The following is a 14,070-nucleotide window of genomic DNA, read 5'->3' as shown; positions in this document are numbered from 1 at the left end:
ACAATTTTTGGTTGTTAATACCTTGCGGGTCCGTACATGAATTTCTCTCTACGCCAGCTGCGCGGATTCCTGGCTGTCGCCGAACACGCGAGCTTCACCAAAGCCGCGGCGCAGCTGCACGTGACGCAGGCTGGGCTGAGCGCGATGGTGCGTGAATTCGAGCAGACGGTGGGATGCCGGCTATTCGAGCGCAGTACCCGTGCGGTGCTGCTTACCGACGCGGGCCGCACGCTGCTGCCCGTCGCACAGCGCACGGTCGACGAATTGGGGGAAACGATGCGCCAGTTGGCCGCGGCCAACAAGCCGCAGGCGCGCGTGCTTCGGGTCGGCGTCACGCCGCTCATCGCCAGCAGCATCCTGCCGCAGGTGCTGCGGGCCTATGCCGAGGCGCAGCCGGAATGGCGCGTCGAAGTGGCCGACATGGACCGCGGCCTGATCCAGCAGGGCGTGGAGGACGGCACCCTGGACGCCGGATTCGGCGCCTTTTTCCAGAAGGCCGCCGGCCTGCGCAGGCGCGGGCTTTTCCCTGCGGAGCTGGTCCTCGCGCAATCGGCGGCGCTGGCCCCCAAAACGCGCCGGGCTCCGTTGTCGTGGCAGCGGCTGGATCCCGCCAGCCTCATCGTGCTGCCGCCGAGCAACCCCATCCAGCAGCTGATAGACCGGCACGTCCCGCGCATGCCCGACGCCGCGCGGTCCGCTCCGCGTCGTGTCTACAGCCATCTGGAAACCCTGCTGGCCATGGTCGAGGCCGGCCTGGGCCAGGCCGTGGTGCCCTCGTTCGCCGCGCTGACGGGCACGCGCTGGCGAGTGACCCTCAGAGCGCTGACTCCCCGAGTGGCCCTGGATTACGCCATCGTTACCCGCAGCGGCCGGCGCGACAGTTCCGGCCTGAACGCTTTCGCGGATTGCCTCCGTGCGGCCGCACAGTCGGGCACGAACTAGCCATCCTCCGGCGCCGGCCTGGGCTTGCGGGAAAACCGCCCGCCAAAGGGGTAAGCGGAAGGCTGGCGGCTATGAAAAAGGCCGCCGCCAGAATATCCGGCGGCGGCCTTTTCGCAGGGATGCGAGGGACTCAGTCCTTGCGGCTGGTCACTTCGACCAGGTGGTAGCCGAACTGGGTCTTCACCGGACCCTGGACCACGCCGACCGGGGCGCTGAACACCACGGTATCGAATTCCTTGACCATCTGGCCCGGGCCGAAGGTGCCCAGGTTGCCGCCGTCGCGGCTGGACGGGCAGCTGGAGTTTTCCTTGGCCAGCTGGGCGAAGTCGGCGCCGTTCTCGATGGCGGTCTTGAGTTCGTTGGCCTTGTCTTCGGTCGAGACCAGGATGTGACGGGCGGAGGCTTGTGCCATGAGGGAACTCCTTGCGGGGAATGATAAGGGAGGGGAGAGTAACGCATTTGGGCGTACTCGCACTCCGCCATCATAAACGGCCGGCAGCGGCGAGCCGTCGCGACGTTTCGTTACACGGTTGGGGCGCGCGTGCACGCCCGGCGCCGGTCATGGACAATGGGCGTCCGTACCCACATAGCAAGGATTGCCCACGATGACGGATTCCGCCTCGGCCGGAAAGCCCCGGCTCTTCTATTCCGAGGGATCGCCCTATGCCCGCATCTGCCGCATGGCGTTGCGCGAAGGCGGCTTGTCGCAAGCCGTGGAAGAGACGGTCACCACGCTGCGCGATCCGTCCGCCGCGGTGCTGCCCTACAACCCCGTCGGCCGGGTGCCCGCCCTTGCGCTGCCCGACGGCGCCACGATCACCGAGACTACGCTGATCCTGGGCTGGCTGGACGGCCACGGCAGCCGGCCGGCCATGCTGCCCGCCAGCGATGCGGGCCTGGCGGCATACGGGCGCGTGCTGGGCCTGCTCGACGGCGTCGCGGTCTGGAACCGCGAGCTGCGGCGGCCGGCATCCGAACGCAGCCCCTCCGTCATCGCCTTGGAGCTTGTCCGGGCCAACCGCGTTGCCGACGTGCTGGAGACCCAGGCCGGGCAAGGCGCCTTCTCGACGGTCGATGCGGGCTTCCTCGCCCTGGCCGCGGTATTGGGGTACGCGGAGCGCCGGCATACCGTCTGGAAGTGGCGCGAAGGCCGGCCGGTGCTGGAGCGGTGGTTCGACCAGGCCTCGCGCCGCGCCGCCTTTTGCGAAACCCTGCCGCCGCCTAGCGGTATCTGACGGTTCAGCGGTCCATGGGCCACTTGGGCCGCTGAACCCGCCGATAAGGCAGGGCGCGCAGGTCCAGCGTCGCCGAGCCCGGGGCGTCGGCGTACAGGATGTGCCGCGCCACCCGCGAAAACGCCGCATGGAAATGCTGGGCGGACTTGACGACGATCAGCGTCTTGTCCTCCAGCCGGCAGCCCAGCTGGGTGAATACGTCGGTATGCAAGGCCTGGGCGCGCACCGTGATCAGCACGATCTCGATGCCGTCGGCTTCCACCAGCGCGGCGTTGCCCACGGCGGCGGGCGAGCCCGACAGCCCGGTCATGACCATGTCCGGAACCAGGGCCTTCACGGTGCACAGCAGGTCTACCGGCTCGCCCGACATGGGGCTGATCTTGCCGCCGATGCGCAGCGGCAGGCGCGCGCCCGCGCCGGCGCTGAAGGCGATGCGGACGGCGACGGGGTCCCAGAGCGGGCCTATCGCCACATTGCGCACGCCGCGTTCGAGCAGGCGGCGAAGCATGAAGGTCGAATCTCCCGCGCCGCCGCCGCCGGGATTGTCGGCAGCGTCGGCGATGACGATGGGCGTGGCGCCATACGCCAGCGCCTGGTCTATGGCTTCATCCGGCTTGGGGCAGGCAGGCGTCAGGGCCTCGCGCATGCCGATCAGCTCGTCGGCCAGGCGCCGCGCGAGCCGTTGGGCCGCGCCGGCGTCGCCGTCGGCATAGACCAGCAGCTTGGTGCCCATGTCGGGCACATCGCCCCAGGCGAAGCTGTGCACCACGGAGATCGACAGGATGCCGTCCTTGCCTTCCAGCGCGCTGATCCGGTCGATATAGCCGCGGGCCGGTTCCTGGGGAGTGCGGACGGTGACCACCATTCCGCAGTCGACGACGGCCGCCACTGGCGCGATGCGGCGCTCGGCCGCGGCCGCGCAGAAGTCCACCAGTTCCAGCGCGCGCTCGCGGATGTCGGTGTGGGGGTACTCTTTGTAGGCCACCAGGATGTCCGTGTTGGACACCATGGCCTCGGACAGGTGGCAGTGCGGATCCAGTTCCGCGCCCACCACGACGCCGGGACCGACGATCTCGCGCACGCGGGCCAGCAGGTCGCCTTCGCAATCCTCGTAGCCGTCGGCCACCATCGCGCCGTGCAAGCCCAGCACCACCATGTCGACGGGCAGGGCCTGCCGCAGGTCGCGCAGCAACTCGTCGCGCAGCGTTTCATAGGCATGGCGGGTAGTGATGCCGCCGGGCTGGGCGCCGGCCGCCATGCCTTCCATGACTTCCCAGCCGTGTTGCGCGCCGCGCTGGCGCGCCGCCCACAGCGGTCCGCTGAAAATCGTCATCTCGGGCGGATGGGTGCCGGCCGGGTAGTAGCCCCGGTCGGCGAAGTCATCCAGCGAGGTGGGCAGCGGAGCGAACGTATTGGTTTCGGTGGCCAGCGAACCGGTAAAAACGCGCATGATGCTTAAAGCCTAGTCCGCGGTGGCGCCGGAGGCCTTCACCACTTCGGCATACTTGGTGATTTCGGACGCGACGTGCTTGCGCAGTTCCTCGGGCGTGCCGCCGCCGGGCGTGGCGACCATGCCGGCGAGTTTCTCCACGGTGTCCTTCTCTTCCAGGACCGCGTTGACTTCCTTGTTCAGCTTTTGCACGATCTCCGCGGGCGTGCCGGCGGGCGCGAACAGCGCGTACCAGGACGTCATCTCGTAGCCTTTGACGCTGGCGTCGATCGTGGGGATCTGGGGCGCGAAGGGTTGCGGCTGGGCGCTGGTGACGCCGAGCGCGCGCAGCTTATCGCCCTGGATGAGGGGCATCACCGACGGAGCGGTATCGAACATCACCTGAATGCGGCCGGCCATCAGATCGGTGAGGGCGGGCGCGCTGCCCTTGTACTGCACGTGCTCCATTTCCACGCCCGTCATCATCTTGAACAGTTCGGCCGACAGGCGCGTCGACGAGCCGGCGCCGGACGAGGCGAAGAAGATGCCCTTGGGGTTGGCCTTGGCATAGCTGATGAACTCCGGCACCGACTTCACCGGCACGGTGTTGTTCACGACCATGATGTTGGGAAAGCGGGTCAGCAGCGCGACCGGCTCGAAGTCCTTCTGGAAATCGAACGGCAGATCCTTGTACAGCGACACGTTGATGGTGCTGGCGTTCGAGCCCAGCAGGATGGTGTAGCCGTCGTTGGGCGAGCGCGCCACCGTCGCGGCCGCGATGTTGCTGGCCGCGCCCGGGCGGTTTTCCACCACGAAGGTCTGGCCCAGCTTGTCCGACAGGCGGCTGGCCACCAGCCTCGCCACCGCGTCGGACGATCCGCCCGGCGCGTAGCCGACCACGATCTTCACGGGTTTGGACGGATAGGCGGCCTCGGGCGCGGCGAACGCGCCCTGTTGACAGAATACGCTCAGGGTTGCGGCAGCGAGGATCGAAGCGAAGGGTTTCATGCTTTAAGGCTCGAAATGGGCGTTACCTCGCATTGCCGCCGATGCTGGCCTGCAGCGTTCGACCGCAACCGAGCGGATTTGAAGTACGCGCATTATTCGCAATCGCCACCCTGTAAATCAATGTAAGCTGGCAGGGATTTTGTTGCCCAAAAGTCAACAATTTCAGGAAATCACCGGAATCGGAAAAGGGGATGGCGCATGGACGGAGGCTTGAGCGCGCGGCGCTTGCAGTATTTCTTCGAGGCGGTCACGGCCGGATCGGTGCGCGGGGCGGCCGAACGCCTGGGCGTGGAGCCCTCCGTCGTCAGCCGCCAGATCCAGCTGCTGGAGACCGAGCTGGGCGTGGCGCTGCTGGAGCGCAAGGGCCGCGGCATCGTTCCCACCGACATGGCCGGCATCGTGATGGATCACTGCCGCGACCGGCAGGCCAGCGAACAGGCCTTGCGCGCCCGGCTGGACGAAGTCAACGGCCTGCAGCGCGGCGATATCCAGGTCGTCGCCAGCGAGGGTTTCGTGGACATCCTGATGGGCGGCGTGGTGGACGAATTCTGCCGCCAGCATCCCGGCGTGCGCGTATCGCTGAAGGTGGCCGGCGCTTCCGACGCAGTGCGCGCGGTGGTGCATGACGACGCGCACATCGGCGTGGTGTTCGGCGCGCCGGCGGATCCGGGCATACGCGTGGTCGACACGCGCACGCATCCGCTGTGCGTGATCGCCTGGCCCGACCATCCGCTGGCGCGGCAACGCAAGCGGCCGGCCTTGAAGGACGTGGCGCGCTACCCGGTGGCGCTGATGGGGCCGGGCTTCGGCTTGCGTCAGTTGATCGAGATGGCGGAGCTGTCCGAGAACATCGTGCTGTCGCCCAGCTTCATCGCCAATTCCGTGGTGACGCTCAAGCGCTACGTCGAGAGCCGCCTGGGGCTGACCTTCACGTCGGCGAATTCCGTGGTGAAGGAAGTCGCCCGAGGCGAACTGGTGGCGCTGCGCACGACCAACCCCATCTTCGAGGCGGCGCAAACGCGCCTGATCGTGCGCGCCAACCGGCCCCTGACCAGCGCCGCGCGCGGCATGCTGGAACGGATCCAGGCGTCACAGCTGTTTCGCGCCGGCAAGCCGCCCGCGGCGGCGGGAAGGATCTAGCCTCGGGCGCGATCAGTCACGAAAACAGGGCAGTGCCTTGCGGCACTGCCCTGTTCGGCGGGCGCGACCCGCGCCCGCGCTTACCGCGTATCGAGCCGCTTTAGCGCACCGGCCAGCCGTACATCAGGCCGCCATCGCGGTAGGACGCGTTCAGCCCGCGCGGCAGCTTCAGCGGGCTGCTGGGGCCCAGGTTGCGTTCAAAGCTCTCGCCATAGTTGCCGATGGTCTTGATGATGTTGTAAGCCCACTTGTCATCCAGGCCCAGGTTCTTGCCCATGCCCGGCGTCACGCCCAGGATGCGCTGGATATTGGGGTTGGTGCTCTTCAACATGTCATCGACGTTCTTGGACGTAATGCCGTATTCCTCGGCTTCCAGCATGACGTTCACCGTCCAGCGGACGACGTTGAACCATTGTTCGTCGCCCTGGCGCACCATCGGGCCCAGCGGCTCCTTGGAGAAGTCTTCCGGCAGGATGTCGTACTTTTCCGGGCTTTCCAGGCCGCTGCGGGCGGCGGCCAGTTGCGACTTGTCGCCGGTGAAGGCGTCGCAGCGTCCGACCGCGAAGGCGCGGATGATCTCGTCCATGCGGTCCACGACGACGGGCTTGAACGAAATGTTGTTCGAGCGGAACCAGTCCGCCAGGTTCAGTTCAGTGGTGGTGCCGGGCTGCACGCAAATCGTGGCGCCCTCCAGTTCCTTGGCGCTCTTCACATTCAGGGACTTGTTCACCATGATGCCCTGGCTGTCGTAATAGTTCACGCCCACGCCGATCAGGCCGAGCGTCGTGTCGCGAGTCAGCGTCAGCGTCGTATTGCGCGGCAGCACGTCGACTTCGCCCGATTGCAGGGCAGTGAAGCGTTGCAGGGCGCTGATCGCCATGATTTTGCTCTTGGACGCGTCGCCGAACATGGCGACGGCCAGCGCGCGGCACAGTTCCACGTCCAGGCCGGTCCAGCCGCCCTTGCTGTCGTTCACGGAGAACCCGGCAACGCCGGTGGACACGCCGCACTGGACAAAGCCCTTGCTCTTGATGTTGTCGAACGTCGCGCCCGCCTGGGCGGTCCACGACGAGATGAACAACGCGGTGCCTGCCGCAACCAGTTTCAGTGCTTTCATGATGTCTCCGCGCGGTCGGCGCAATGCAATGGTGTATCCCTACGGCCGGTGGCCGGAGGTGCGCGGAATGGTAGCCATCGGCCCTGGGGTGGGAATATCAGGGAATTCCCGTTAAATTCGCCCCTCGGAATTTGTTCGGCGCGAGCGCCAGGATTGCCCATCGCGGGGCGATCGCCCATACTGGCCTCTCCTCGGCCGCCGGCGGGCGAGGAGCGGCGGGCAGCGGGCGCGCCGGCAAGGTTGAACCATGAACAGACAACACGATCCACATAGCGGCGACGGCCGCCGGCCCTGGTATGCGCCGGCGTCCGCGAAGGCGCGGCTGGGCGCCGTATGGCGCGACCTGACCCGCGTGAACGCGAGCGACCGGCGCTGGGAAATGCCGCTGGCCGCGGCCCTGTCGTCCGGACTTCCCTTGATGGTGGGGGCCTATTTCGGGCGCATGGACTACGGATTGATGTCCAGCCTGGGCGGCATGGTGTTTCTGAGCCTGCCCAACTCTTCGCTGCAGCATCGCATGATGATGCTGTTGGCGGCATCGTTCGGCATGGTGGCGTGCTACGCGGTCGGCGCGCTGACGCAGTTCTGGCCCGCCGCCATGATCGCCGCGCTGACCCTGATCGCCATGGTGGTGAACATGGTCTGCCGCTGCTATCGGCTGGGCCCGCCGGGCAGCCTGTTCTTCATCATGGCGACGGCGATCGCGGCCTATACGCCCGGGCGCATCGAGGATGTGCCCCTGCGCGTGGGCATGGTGGCGCTGGGCAGCCTGGTCGCGTGTTTGGTCGCGTTCGCGTATTCGCTGCACATGACGCGGGTGGCGCCGCCGCCGCCGGAAACCGAGCTGCCCAAGCCCACGTTCGACTTCGTCGTCTATGACTCCGTCATCATCGGGCTGTTCGTCGGCATTTCGCTGCTGGTGGCCGAGCTGCTGCAATTGCAGCGGCCCTACTGGGTGCCGGTCAGTTGCCTGGCGATCATCCAGGGCGCGAGCCTGCGAGCGGCCTGGAGCCGGCAGATGCACCGCATCCTGGGCACGGCCGTGGGGCTGTGCGTGGCATGGGTCCTGCTCGCCTTGCCGCTCAATGTGTGGACCCTGAGCCTGGTCATGATGGCGCTGTCGTTCGGCATCGAAACCCTGGTGGTGCGCCACTACGCGAGCGCCGTGGTGCTGATCACGCCGCTGACCATCTTCCTGGCGGAGGCGCCCCATCTGGGGCAAGGTTATCCCGCGGCCGTCATCGAAGCCCGGTTCCTGGACACCGTGATCGGCGCCTTCATCGGCGCGCTGGGCGCCGTGCTGCTGCACAATCAGCGCATCCGGCCGCTGCTGTCGCGCTGGATGCGCGCGGTGCTGCCGCGGCGGGTGAACTGAAGGCGCCGCGGAGGCATCAGGCCGGGCGCTTGACCAGCACCACCAGGGAAATGCCCAGGAGGATCAGCGCCGAGGCGCCCACCAGCACGCCCGTCACGGGTTCGGCCAGGAACACGGCCCCGCCGAACGCCGTCAGCACCGGCACGGCGAGCTGCACCGTGGCGGCATGGGTGACCTTCAGCTGTTTGAGCGCGGCGTACCAGAAGATGTAGCCCAGGCCCGAGGTCACGGCCCCGGAAGCCACGGCGTAGGCTACGCCGGCGGCGTCGTAGCCGGCATGGGCTGTCAGCGCATGCAACAGGAACGGAACCAGGGCGAGCGGCGTGGCGCGGATGAAATTGCCCGCCGTGGCCGAGGCCGGGTCTTTCGCGGCGCGGCCCAGCAGGGAATAGGCGCCCCAGGCAATGCCGGCCACGATCATCAGGAACGCGTGGAACAAGGGGGGGGCGCTGACGCCGGGCAGCATGAGGACGACCAGGCCGCAGACCGCCAGCGCGATGCCCAGCCCTTGCAGGAAAGATAGCCGCTCGCCGATCAGCAGCCCGCACAGGATCATGCTGATCTGGATCGACGCGAACAGCAGCAGGGCGCCGGTGCCCGCGGATATCCGCGTGTAGGCATAGGCGAAAGCCACCGCATAGACGAGCAGCGCCAGGGCGCCGTACCCGTTGCCTTCCAGCCGTCCGGCCGGCTTGCGCAGCCGGAGCACCAGCCAGAGCACCAGCGCGCCGGAGCCGATGCGGATGGCGACGAAAGTGGCCGGGTCGATCGCGGTCTGCTTCAGCGCAAGGCGGCACAGCAGCGAATTCCCGGCGAAGGCCAGCAAGGAAAGCAGGGTGAGCGCGAACAGGCGGGGCGTCATGGCGCGGGCAGTTCCTGGGGGCCGACGTCCGGCCATCGTAGCGCAAAGCCCGGGGCGCGTCGCCGTCGACGGCCCGGGCAGCCGCTGGTATCGAGGCGCCCGCCGAGTTCCCGCTCGGCGCCTAGGGTTGTCGGATCAGCGCCAGGACTTCGCCGAGCGACCGCAGCGAGCCCTCGTCCCGCGCGGCTTCCGCGCGCCGGTCGAGGTGATAGCCGCGCATGCCGAACTCCCGGGGCCCGGTCATGTCGGCGTCGAGCGTGTCGCCCACCATCAGGACCTCCTCGGGCCGGCAGCCCAGCCCCTCGCACAGGTAGTGGTAGATCGCGGGTTGCGGCTTCACCGCCCCGGCCTCGTACGACCAGGCGCAGAATGCCGGAGCGAAGGGCAGCAGCTCCAGCACCGGCGGTCCGTAGGGCGCGGCAAGATTCGAGCAGAGCGCCACCTTGAGCCCGTTCTGCTTCAGGGCATTCAGCGCGGGCGCCGCGTCCTCGAAGAGCGTGATCGATCGGAGTTCATCGCGCAGCTCGGCTTCCAGGGCGCGCAAGTCTTCCTCGCTGACTTTGCCGCCCAGCAGGTCGGCCGTTTGCCTGAGGTCCAGGGCATGGCTCATCGCGCGCTGGCCGTCGTCGCTTTGGCGCGGCCGGCCCGCCGCATGCAGCAATCGGACCAGCTTGCGGAAAGGGCGGGCCGGCCGCTCGATGCGGACCAGGGTCCCGAATACGTCAAACGCCACCGCCTTGATCGCCATTGAACCTCCGGTATGTCGGCGCGGCGCGTCCGCGGTTCGATCCGGGCTCGCAACCGACGCCGCCGCGATGCCATTCTAGCGGCTGGCCCGGATGCCGCGCGGGGGGCAGAGGGCGTTCGGGGAGGGCGCCGCGTGGCGGTGGAGGCGCCTTGAGCAGGAGGGGAAGGCGCATCCCGGGAGTCGGCAAGCTGGTCAGCGGCAACATCAGGAATTAGAATAATTCTCATCCGCAAATTGTCATCCCTCTTCGCCCTTCCATGACCGCCCTCGATCCGGCCTCGCAACAGCAGGCGCACACGCTTTACCGCGACCATCACGGCTGGCTGCAGGGCTGGCTGCGCAAGAAGCTGGGCTGCCCCTTCGACGCGGCCGACCTGGTGCACGATACCTATGCGCGGGTGCTGGCGCGGCGCGAACTCGCCGGCATCAACGAACCGCGGTCCTATCTGGCCACGGTCGCCCACGGCCTGATGGTGAACCATCTGCGGCGCAAGGACCTGGAGCTGGCCTACCTGGAAACGCTGGCGAGCCTGCCGGCGTCCTCCGCGCCGTCGCCCGAGGCGCGCGCGCTGGCGCTGGAAGCCTTGCTGGAAATCGACGTCATGCTGGACGGTCTGCCGATAGCCGTCAGGCGCGCCTTTCTGCTGTGCCAGCTGGAAGGCCTGGGCCATGCGGAGATCGCCGTGCGCCTGGGGGTGTCGGTGGGCTCGGTGCGGCAGTACATCGCCCGCGCCCTGCGCCAATGCCTGGAGCTGTCCGCATGAGCGCCGGCAAGGCCGCGGGCATCGATCCGCGCGCGCTGGATGGCGCCATCGAATGGTTCCTGGTGCTGACTTCCGGCACCGTCACCGACGCCGACCAGGCCGCCTGGCTGGCGTGGCGCCAGGCCGATCCGGAACACGAGCGCGCCTGGCGCCGCACCGAGGCACTGACCCGCCGCTTCGAGGCCTTGCCCGAAGGCGCGCTGCCCGTGCTGGCGCGTCCGCGCTCGCCGGGACGGCGGCGCGCCCTGGTCAAGCTGGCGGTGTTGGCGGGGGCGGGCGCGGCAGGCTGGTCGGCCTGGCGGGAGACGCCTTGGCAGACCTGGACCGCGCAATACCGTACACCGGCCGGCGCCAGGCGCGAGCTGGCCCTGGCCGACAACTCGCGCATCGTGCTCAACACGCGCACCGCGATCGACGTGCTGTTCGACCGCGCGCAGCGCCTGGTTGCGCTGCATGCCGGCGAGATCCTGGTGGACGCGGTGCCGGACCGGGGGCCGGAGCCACGGCCCTTCGTCGTGCGCACGAGCGAAGGTTTCATCATGACCGCCAGCGCGCGCTTCGTGGCGCGGCACGACGAGCGCGAGTCCCGGGTCCAGGTGCTGGCCGGCGACTTGCGCGTGCAGCCGCTGGGCGCGTCCCGCGCCAGCGTCGTTCCGCCGGGGACCGGGGTGGCATTCTCGGCGGCGCGGGCGGCCTCGCCCGAGGCGCTCGCCGGCGATCCCTCGGCCTGGGCGCGCGGCATGCTCCAGGTGGACGGCATGCCCCTGGCGGAATTCCTCGCGGAACTGCAGCGCTATCGCCCCGGCTGGATCGACTGCGCGCCCGAGGTGGCGGACCTGCCGATTTCGGGCTCGTTTCCTTTGGCCGACACCGACCGCGCGCTGGCCGCGGTGGCCGACACGCTGCCGCTGCGCCTGCGCTACCGGACCCGCTATTGGGTCTCGGTATTGCCCCGCGACGGCGCCGGTTTGTCTTTTTTGTAACGGTGACTGGCACTTTTCGCGTTTCGTCTGGCTATGAAGGCAAGACCAACGATGGAGTGTCCTTCATGTCCTCGCGTATTCCTCCGCGGCGCGCGCGCCGTTCCTCCCTCGCCCTGCGCGGCGCCATGGCCTTCGCGCTGCCGCTGGCGGGTCTGGCCGCGCCGGCCGGGGCCCAGGCGCCCGCGGGCGCGGTCAGCGTCGACATCGCGGGAGGGCCGCTGGGCGCCGCGCTGGCGGCCTATGCGGCCAATGCCGGCGTGCTGCTGTCCTTCGACCCGGCGCTGACGCGGGGCTTGCAGACGCCGGGCCTGCGCGGCACCTATCCCTTCGAGGACGGGTTGCAGCGCCTGCTGGCGGGCACCGGCCTGGCGCCGCAACGCCGGGCCGACGGCGGATATACGCTGCGTCCGGCCCCGCAGGGTACGACGACCCTGCCGGCCGTGACCGTGCATGGCGCGGCCGAGACCGCGTGGGGGCCGGTGGACGGCTATGTGGCGCGTCGCAGCGCCACCGGCACCAAGACCGACACGCCGCTGATCGAGACGCCGCAGTCCATCTCGGTGGTGAGCCGAGAGCAGATCGAGGACACCGGGGCGACGACCCTGGGCGAGGCGCTGCGCTACACCCCGGGCATCCTGTCGCAGGAGGGCAACGACCGAACCACGGACGGCTTCGTCATGCGCGGGTTCCAGATCTCCGGCTACGGCGGCGTCTATCGCGACGGCATGAAGTACATGGCCAACATCTACGACGGCACGCAGGAGCCGTACGGCATGGAGCGGGTCGAGGTACTGCGCGGCGCCGCGTCCGTGCTGTACGGCCAGGCCTCGCCGGGCGGCCTCGTCAACGTGACCAGCAAGCTACCCACCGCCGAGCCGCTGCACGAACTGCGCGCCTCGCTCGGCACGCATTCGCGAGCCGAACTCGCCACCGACCACGGCGGCAGGCTGAGCGAGGACGGCGCCTGGACCTACCGCCTCACGGCGCTGGTGCGGGATAGCGACACCATGGTGGACTACGTGCCGGACGACCGCGAATACATCGCGCCGGCGCTGCGCTGGCAGCCTTCGGCCGCCACCTCGCTGACCCTCCTGGGCACCTACCAGCGCACCCGCTCCGCCTACGTCTACGGCCTGCCGGTGGTGGGATCGCTGGAAGACTCCTCCCAGGGGCGGATCCCCACGCGGCGCTTCACCGGCGAACCCGACTACGACAAATCGGAGACCCGCTACTACGACCTCGGCTACCGTTTCGAGCACGCCTTCAACGATGCGCTGACGGTGCGCCAGAACCTGCGCTATTTCTCGTCCCGCAACGACTTGCCCTCGGTCAACCTGGGTGGATATGTGCCGGGAACGGGCGATACGGTCATCCGCCGCGGCGCGCAGGACCGCGTGGACGACTCCGACAATTTCGTGGTCGACACCCAGCTCCAGGCCAAGGCGCTGACCGGGCCGCTGGCGCACACGCTGCTGGCAGGCGTCGATTTCTCGCACAGGCGCCACCGCTCCGAGCGCTACAACCGCTCGCTGGCGCCGTTGAACCTGTATCACCCGGTGTATGGGGCCGAGCCGGGCGTCCGCGTGCCGGCGCTCAACAGCTCCGCCACCAGCGACGACCGCATCGGCGTCTACCTGCAGGACCAGATGAAGATCGCCGACAAGTGGGTCGTGCTGCTGGGCGGCCGCTACGACTGGTCCACCGAGCGCACCCGCGCGCTGTTCTTCGATGCGAAAGAAAAGACCGACAGCGAAGCCTTCACCGGCCGCGCGGGCCTGGTGTACCTGGCCGACAACGGGCTGGCGCCGTTCGTGAGTTTCAGCCAGTCGTTCGAGCCGACCAGCGGCGTCGACCGCGGCGGCTCGCCATTCAAGCCCACGCGCGGCGAACAGTACGAAGTCGGGTTGCGCTACCAGCCTGCCGGCAGCGATACACTGATCTCCGCCTCGGTCTACCAGCTCACGCAGAAAAACGTGCTGACGCCGGATCCCCTGTTCCCGACGGACTACCAGGTCCAGACCGGCGAAGTGCGTTCGCGCGGCTTCGAGCTGGAAGCGCGCACCGCCGTCGGCGCGCATGGCCGCATCATCGCGTCCTACGCCTACACCGATGCCGAGACCACGCGCAGCAACGACCCCGCGCAGGTCGGGCAGCGGCGCGGCATGACGCCGCGCAACACGGTATCGCTCTGGGGCGACTACCGCCTGGCCGCGCTGGGCATGCCGCAGCTGCGCGTGGGCGCCGGCGTGCGCTACATCGATTCCACGCTGGGGCTCTTCAACACCGCGGTCGAAGTGCCGTCCTACACCATCGTGGACGCCATGATGAGCTACGACGCCGGACCGTGGCAGTTCACGGTGAACGCCAACAACCTGACCGACCGCATCTACGTCGCCTCCTACTCCTATGGCGCGTTCTACGGTCCGCGGCGCAGCGTGGTCGCGTCGCTGGCGTATCGCTGGTAGGG

At 68.5% G+C, this 14,070-nt stretch carries 13 protein-coding genes; 7 read left to right on the top strand and 6 right to left on the bottom strand.

Annotation, left to right across the window (positions count from 1 at the left end; all coding sequences use genetic code 11):
* The first annotated feature begins 36 nt into the window (after positions 1-36).
* Entirely contained in the window at positions 37-942 is a 906-nt protein-coding gene (locus tag ADE01S_RS03665) for a LysR family transcriptional regulator (RefSeq protein ID WP_062680094.1), read from the top strand.
* Positions 943-1,072: 130 nt separating this feature from the next.
* On the opposite strand, the gene ADE01S_RS03660 is transcribed toward ADE01S_RS03665, so the two are convergent.
* The gene (locus ADE01S_RS03660) at positions 1,073-1,354 is read right to left on the bottom strand and encodes a peptidylprolyl isomerase (RefSeq protein ID WP_062680093.1); all 282 of its coding nucleotides are present in this window, start codon (positions 1,352-1,354) and stop codon (positions 1,073-1,075) included.
* Between the two features lie 193 nt (positions 1,355-1,547).
* Here ADE01S_RS03660 and ADE01S_RS03655 point away from each other — a divergent pair, with 193 nt between their 5' ends.
* Positions 1,548-2,177, top strand: a complete 630-nt coding sequence (locus ADE01S_RS03655) for a glutathione S-transferase family protein (protein ID WP_062680092.1) — start codon at positions 1,548-1,550, stop codon at positions 2,175-2,177.
* 4 nt (positions 2,178-2,181) lie between these two features.
* On the opposite strand, the gene ADE01S_RS03650 is transcribed toward ADE01S_RS03655, so the two are convergent.
* Positions 2,182-3,627 carry a M81 family metallopeptidase gene (locus ADE01S_RS03650; protein WP_062680091.1) on the bottom strand — a complete coding sequence of 482 codons (1,446 nt, stop codon included), beginning with the start codon at positions 3,625-3,627 and terminating at the stop codon, positions 2,182-2,184.
* A gap of 12 nt (positions 3,628-3,639) precedes the next feature.
* On the bottom strand, positions 3,640-4,614 hold the full coding sequence (locus tag ADE01S_RS03645) for a Bug family tripartite tricarboxylate transporter substrate binding protein (protein ID WP_062680090.1): 975 nt from the start codon (positions 4,612-4,614) through the stop codon (positions 3,640-3,642).
* 198 nt (positions 4,615-4,812) lie between these two features.
* Here ADE01S_RS03645 and ADE01S_RS03640 point away from each other — a divergent pair, with 198 nt between their 5' ends.
* Positions 4,813-5,754 carry a LysR family transcriptional regulator gene (locus tag ADE01S_RS03640; protein WP_062680089.1) on the top strand — a complete coding sequence of 314 codons (942 nt, stop codon included), beginning with the start codon at positions 4,813-4,815 and terminating at the stop codon, positions 5,752-5,754.
* 100 nt (positions 5,755-5,854) lie between these two features.
* Here the strand turns inward: ADE01S_RS03640 and ADE01S_RS03635 are convergent, their stop codons facing one another.
* The gene (locus ADE01S_RS03635) at positions 5,855-6,871 is read right to left on the bottom strand and encodes an amino acid ABC transporter substrate-binding protein (RefSeq protein ID WP_062680088.1); all 1,017 of its coding nucleotides are present in this window, start codon (positions 6,869-6,871) and stop codon (positions 5,855-5,857) included.
* A 247-nt stretch (positions 6,872-7,118) separates the two neighbouring features.
* On the opposite strand from ADE01S_RS03635, the gene ADE01S_RS03630 reads away from it, so the two are divergent.
* Entirely contained in the window at positions 7,119-8,246 is a 1,128-nt protein-coding gene (locus tag ADE01S_RS03630; RefSeq protein ID WP_062680087.1) for an FUSC family protein, read from the top strand.
* Between the two features lie 16 nt (positions 8,247-8,262).
* Here the strand turns inward: ADE01S_RS03630 and ADE01S_RS03625 are convergent, their stop codons facing one another.
* Together ADE01S_RS03625 and ADE01S_RS03620 are read right to left on the bottom strand one after the other, a co-directional pair.
* A complete protein-coding gene (locus tag ADE01S_RS03625) occupies positions 8,263-9,108 on the bottom strand; it encodes a DMT family transporter (RefSeq protein WP_062680086.1) in 846 nt (281 codons plus the stop codon).
* A 121-nt stretch (positions 9,109-9,229) separates the two neighbouring features.
* Positions 9,230-9,856, bottom strand: a complete 627-nt coding sequence (locus ADE01S_RS03620) for an HAD family hydrolase (RefSeq protein WP_062680085.1) — start codon at positions 9,854-9,856, stop codon at positions 9,230-9,232.
* A 257-nt stretch (positions 9,857-10,113) separates the two neighbouring features.
* Between ADE01S_RS03620 and ADE01S_RS03615 the strand changes: the two genes are divergently transcribed.
* The 3 genes from ADE01S_RS03615 to ADE01S_RS03605 all read left to right on the top strand — a co-directional run bounded on the left by ADE01S_RS03615 (position 10,114) and on the right by ADE01S_RS03605 (position 14,068).
* Positions 10,114-10,620, top strand: coding sequence for a sigma-70 family RNA polymerase sigma factor (locus tag ADE01S_RS03615; protein ID WP_062680084.1), 507 nt, complete (start codon positions 10,114-10,116; stop codon positions 10,618-10,620).
* Positions 10,617-11,603 carry a DUF4880 domain-containing protein gene (locus ADE01S_RS03610; RefSeq protein WP_062680083.1) on the top strand — a complete coding sequence of 329 codons (987 nt, stop codon included), beginning with the start codon at positions 10,617-10,619 and terminating at the stop codon, positions 11,601-11,603. The genes ADE01S_RS03615 and ADE01S_RS03610 overlap by 4 nt, the downstream gene beginning before the upstream one ends.
* A gap of 65 nt (positions 11,604-11,668) precedes the next feature.
* Positions 11,669-14,068, top strand: a complete 2,400-nt coding sequence (locus tag ADE01S_RS03605; protein ID WP_062680082.1) for a TonB-dependent siderophore receptor — start codon at positions 11,669-11,671, stop codon at positions 14,066-14,068.
* Positions 14,069-14,070 lie beyond the last annotated feature (2 nt).

Source organism: Achromobacter denitrificans NBRC 15125 (assembly GCF_001571365.1).
Taxonomy (GTDB): Bacteria; Pseudomonadota; Gammaproteobacteria; order Burkholderiales; family Burkholderiaceae_B; genus Achromobacter; species Achromobacter denitrificans.
The sequence above is the reverse complement of the archived record's forward strand: the minus strand, read 5'-3'. Positions and strand labels throughout refer to the sequence as shown.

Coding starts and splice junctions, on each gene's coding strand:
- ADE01S_RS03665 (WP_062680094.1), top strand. CDS start 37: ATGAATTTCTCTCTACGCCAGCTGCGCGGATTCCTGGCTGTCGCCGAA.
- ADE01S_RS03660 (WP_062680093.1), bottom strand. CDS start 1,354: ATGGCACAAGCCTCCGCCCGTCACATCCTGGTCTCGACCGAAGACAAG.
- ADE01S_RS03655 (WP_062680092.1), top strand. CDS start 1,548: ATGACGGATTCCGCCTCGGCCGGAAAGCCCCGGCTCTTCTATTCCGAG.
- ADE01S_RS03650 (WP_062680091.1), bottom strand. CDS start 3,627: ATGCGCGTTTTTACCGGTTCGCTGGCCACCGAAACCAATACGTTCGCT.
- ADE01S_RS03645 (WP_062680090.1), bottom strand. CDS start 4,614: ATGAAACCCTTCGCTTCGATCCTCGCTGCCGCAACCCTGAGCGTATTC.
- ADE01S_RS03640 (WP_062680089.1), top strand. CDS start 4,813: ATGGACGGAGGCTTGAGCGCGCGGCGCTTGCAGTATTTCTTCGAGGCG.
- ADE01S_RS03635 (WP_062680088.1), bottom strand. CDS start 6,871: ATGAAAGCACTGAAACTGGTTGCGGCAGGCACCGCGTTGTTCATCTCG.
- ADE01S_RS03630 (WP_062680087.1), top strand. CDS start 7,119: ATGAACAGACAACACGATCCACATAGCGGCGACGGCCGCCGGCCCTGG.
- ADE01S_RS03625 (WP_062680086.1), bottom strand. CDS start 9,108: ATGACGCCCCGCCTGTTCGCGCTCACCCTGCTTTCCTTGCTGGCCTTC.
- ADE01S_RS03620 (WP_062680085.1), bottom strand. CDS start 9,856: ATGGCGATCAAGGCGGTGGCGTTTGACGTATTCGGGACCCTGGTCCGC.
- ADE01S_RS03615 (WP_062680084.1), top strand. CDS start 10,114: ATGACCGCCCTCGATCCGGCCTCGCAACAGCAGGCGCACACGCTTTAC.
- ADE01S_RS03610 (WP_062680083.1), top strand. CDS start 10,617: ATGAGCGCCGGCAAGGCCGCGGGCATCGATCCGCGCGCGCTGGATGGC.
- ADE01S_RS03605 (WP_062680082.1), top strand. CDS start 11,669: ATGTCCTCGCGTATTCCTCCGCGGCGCGCGCGCCGTTCCTCCCTCGCC.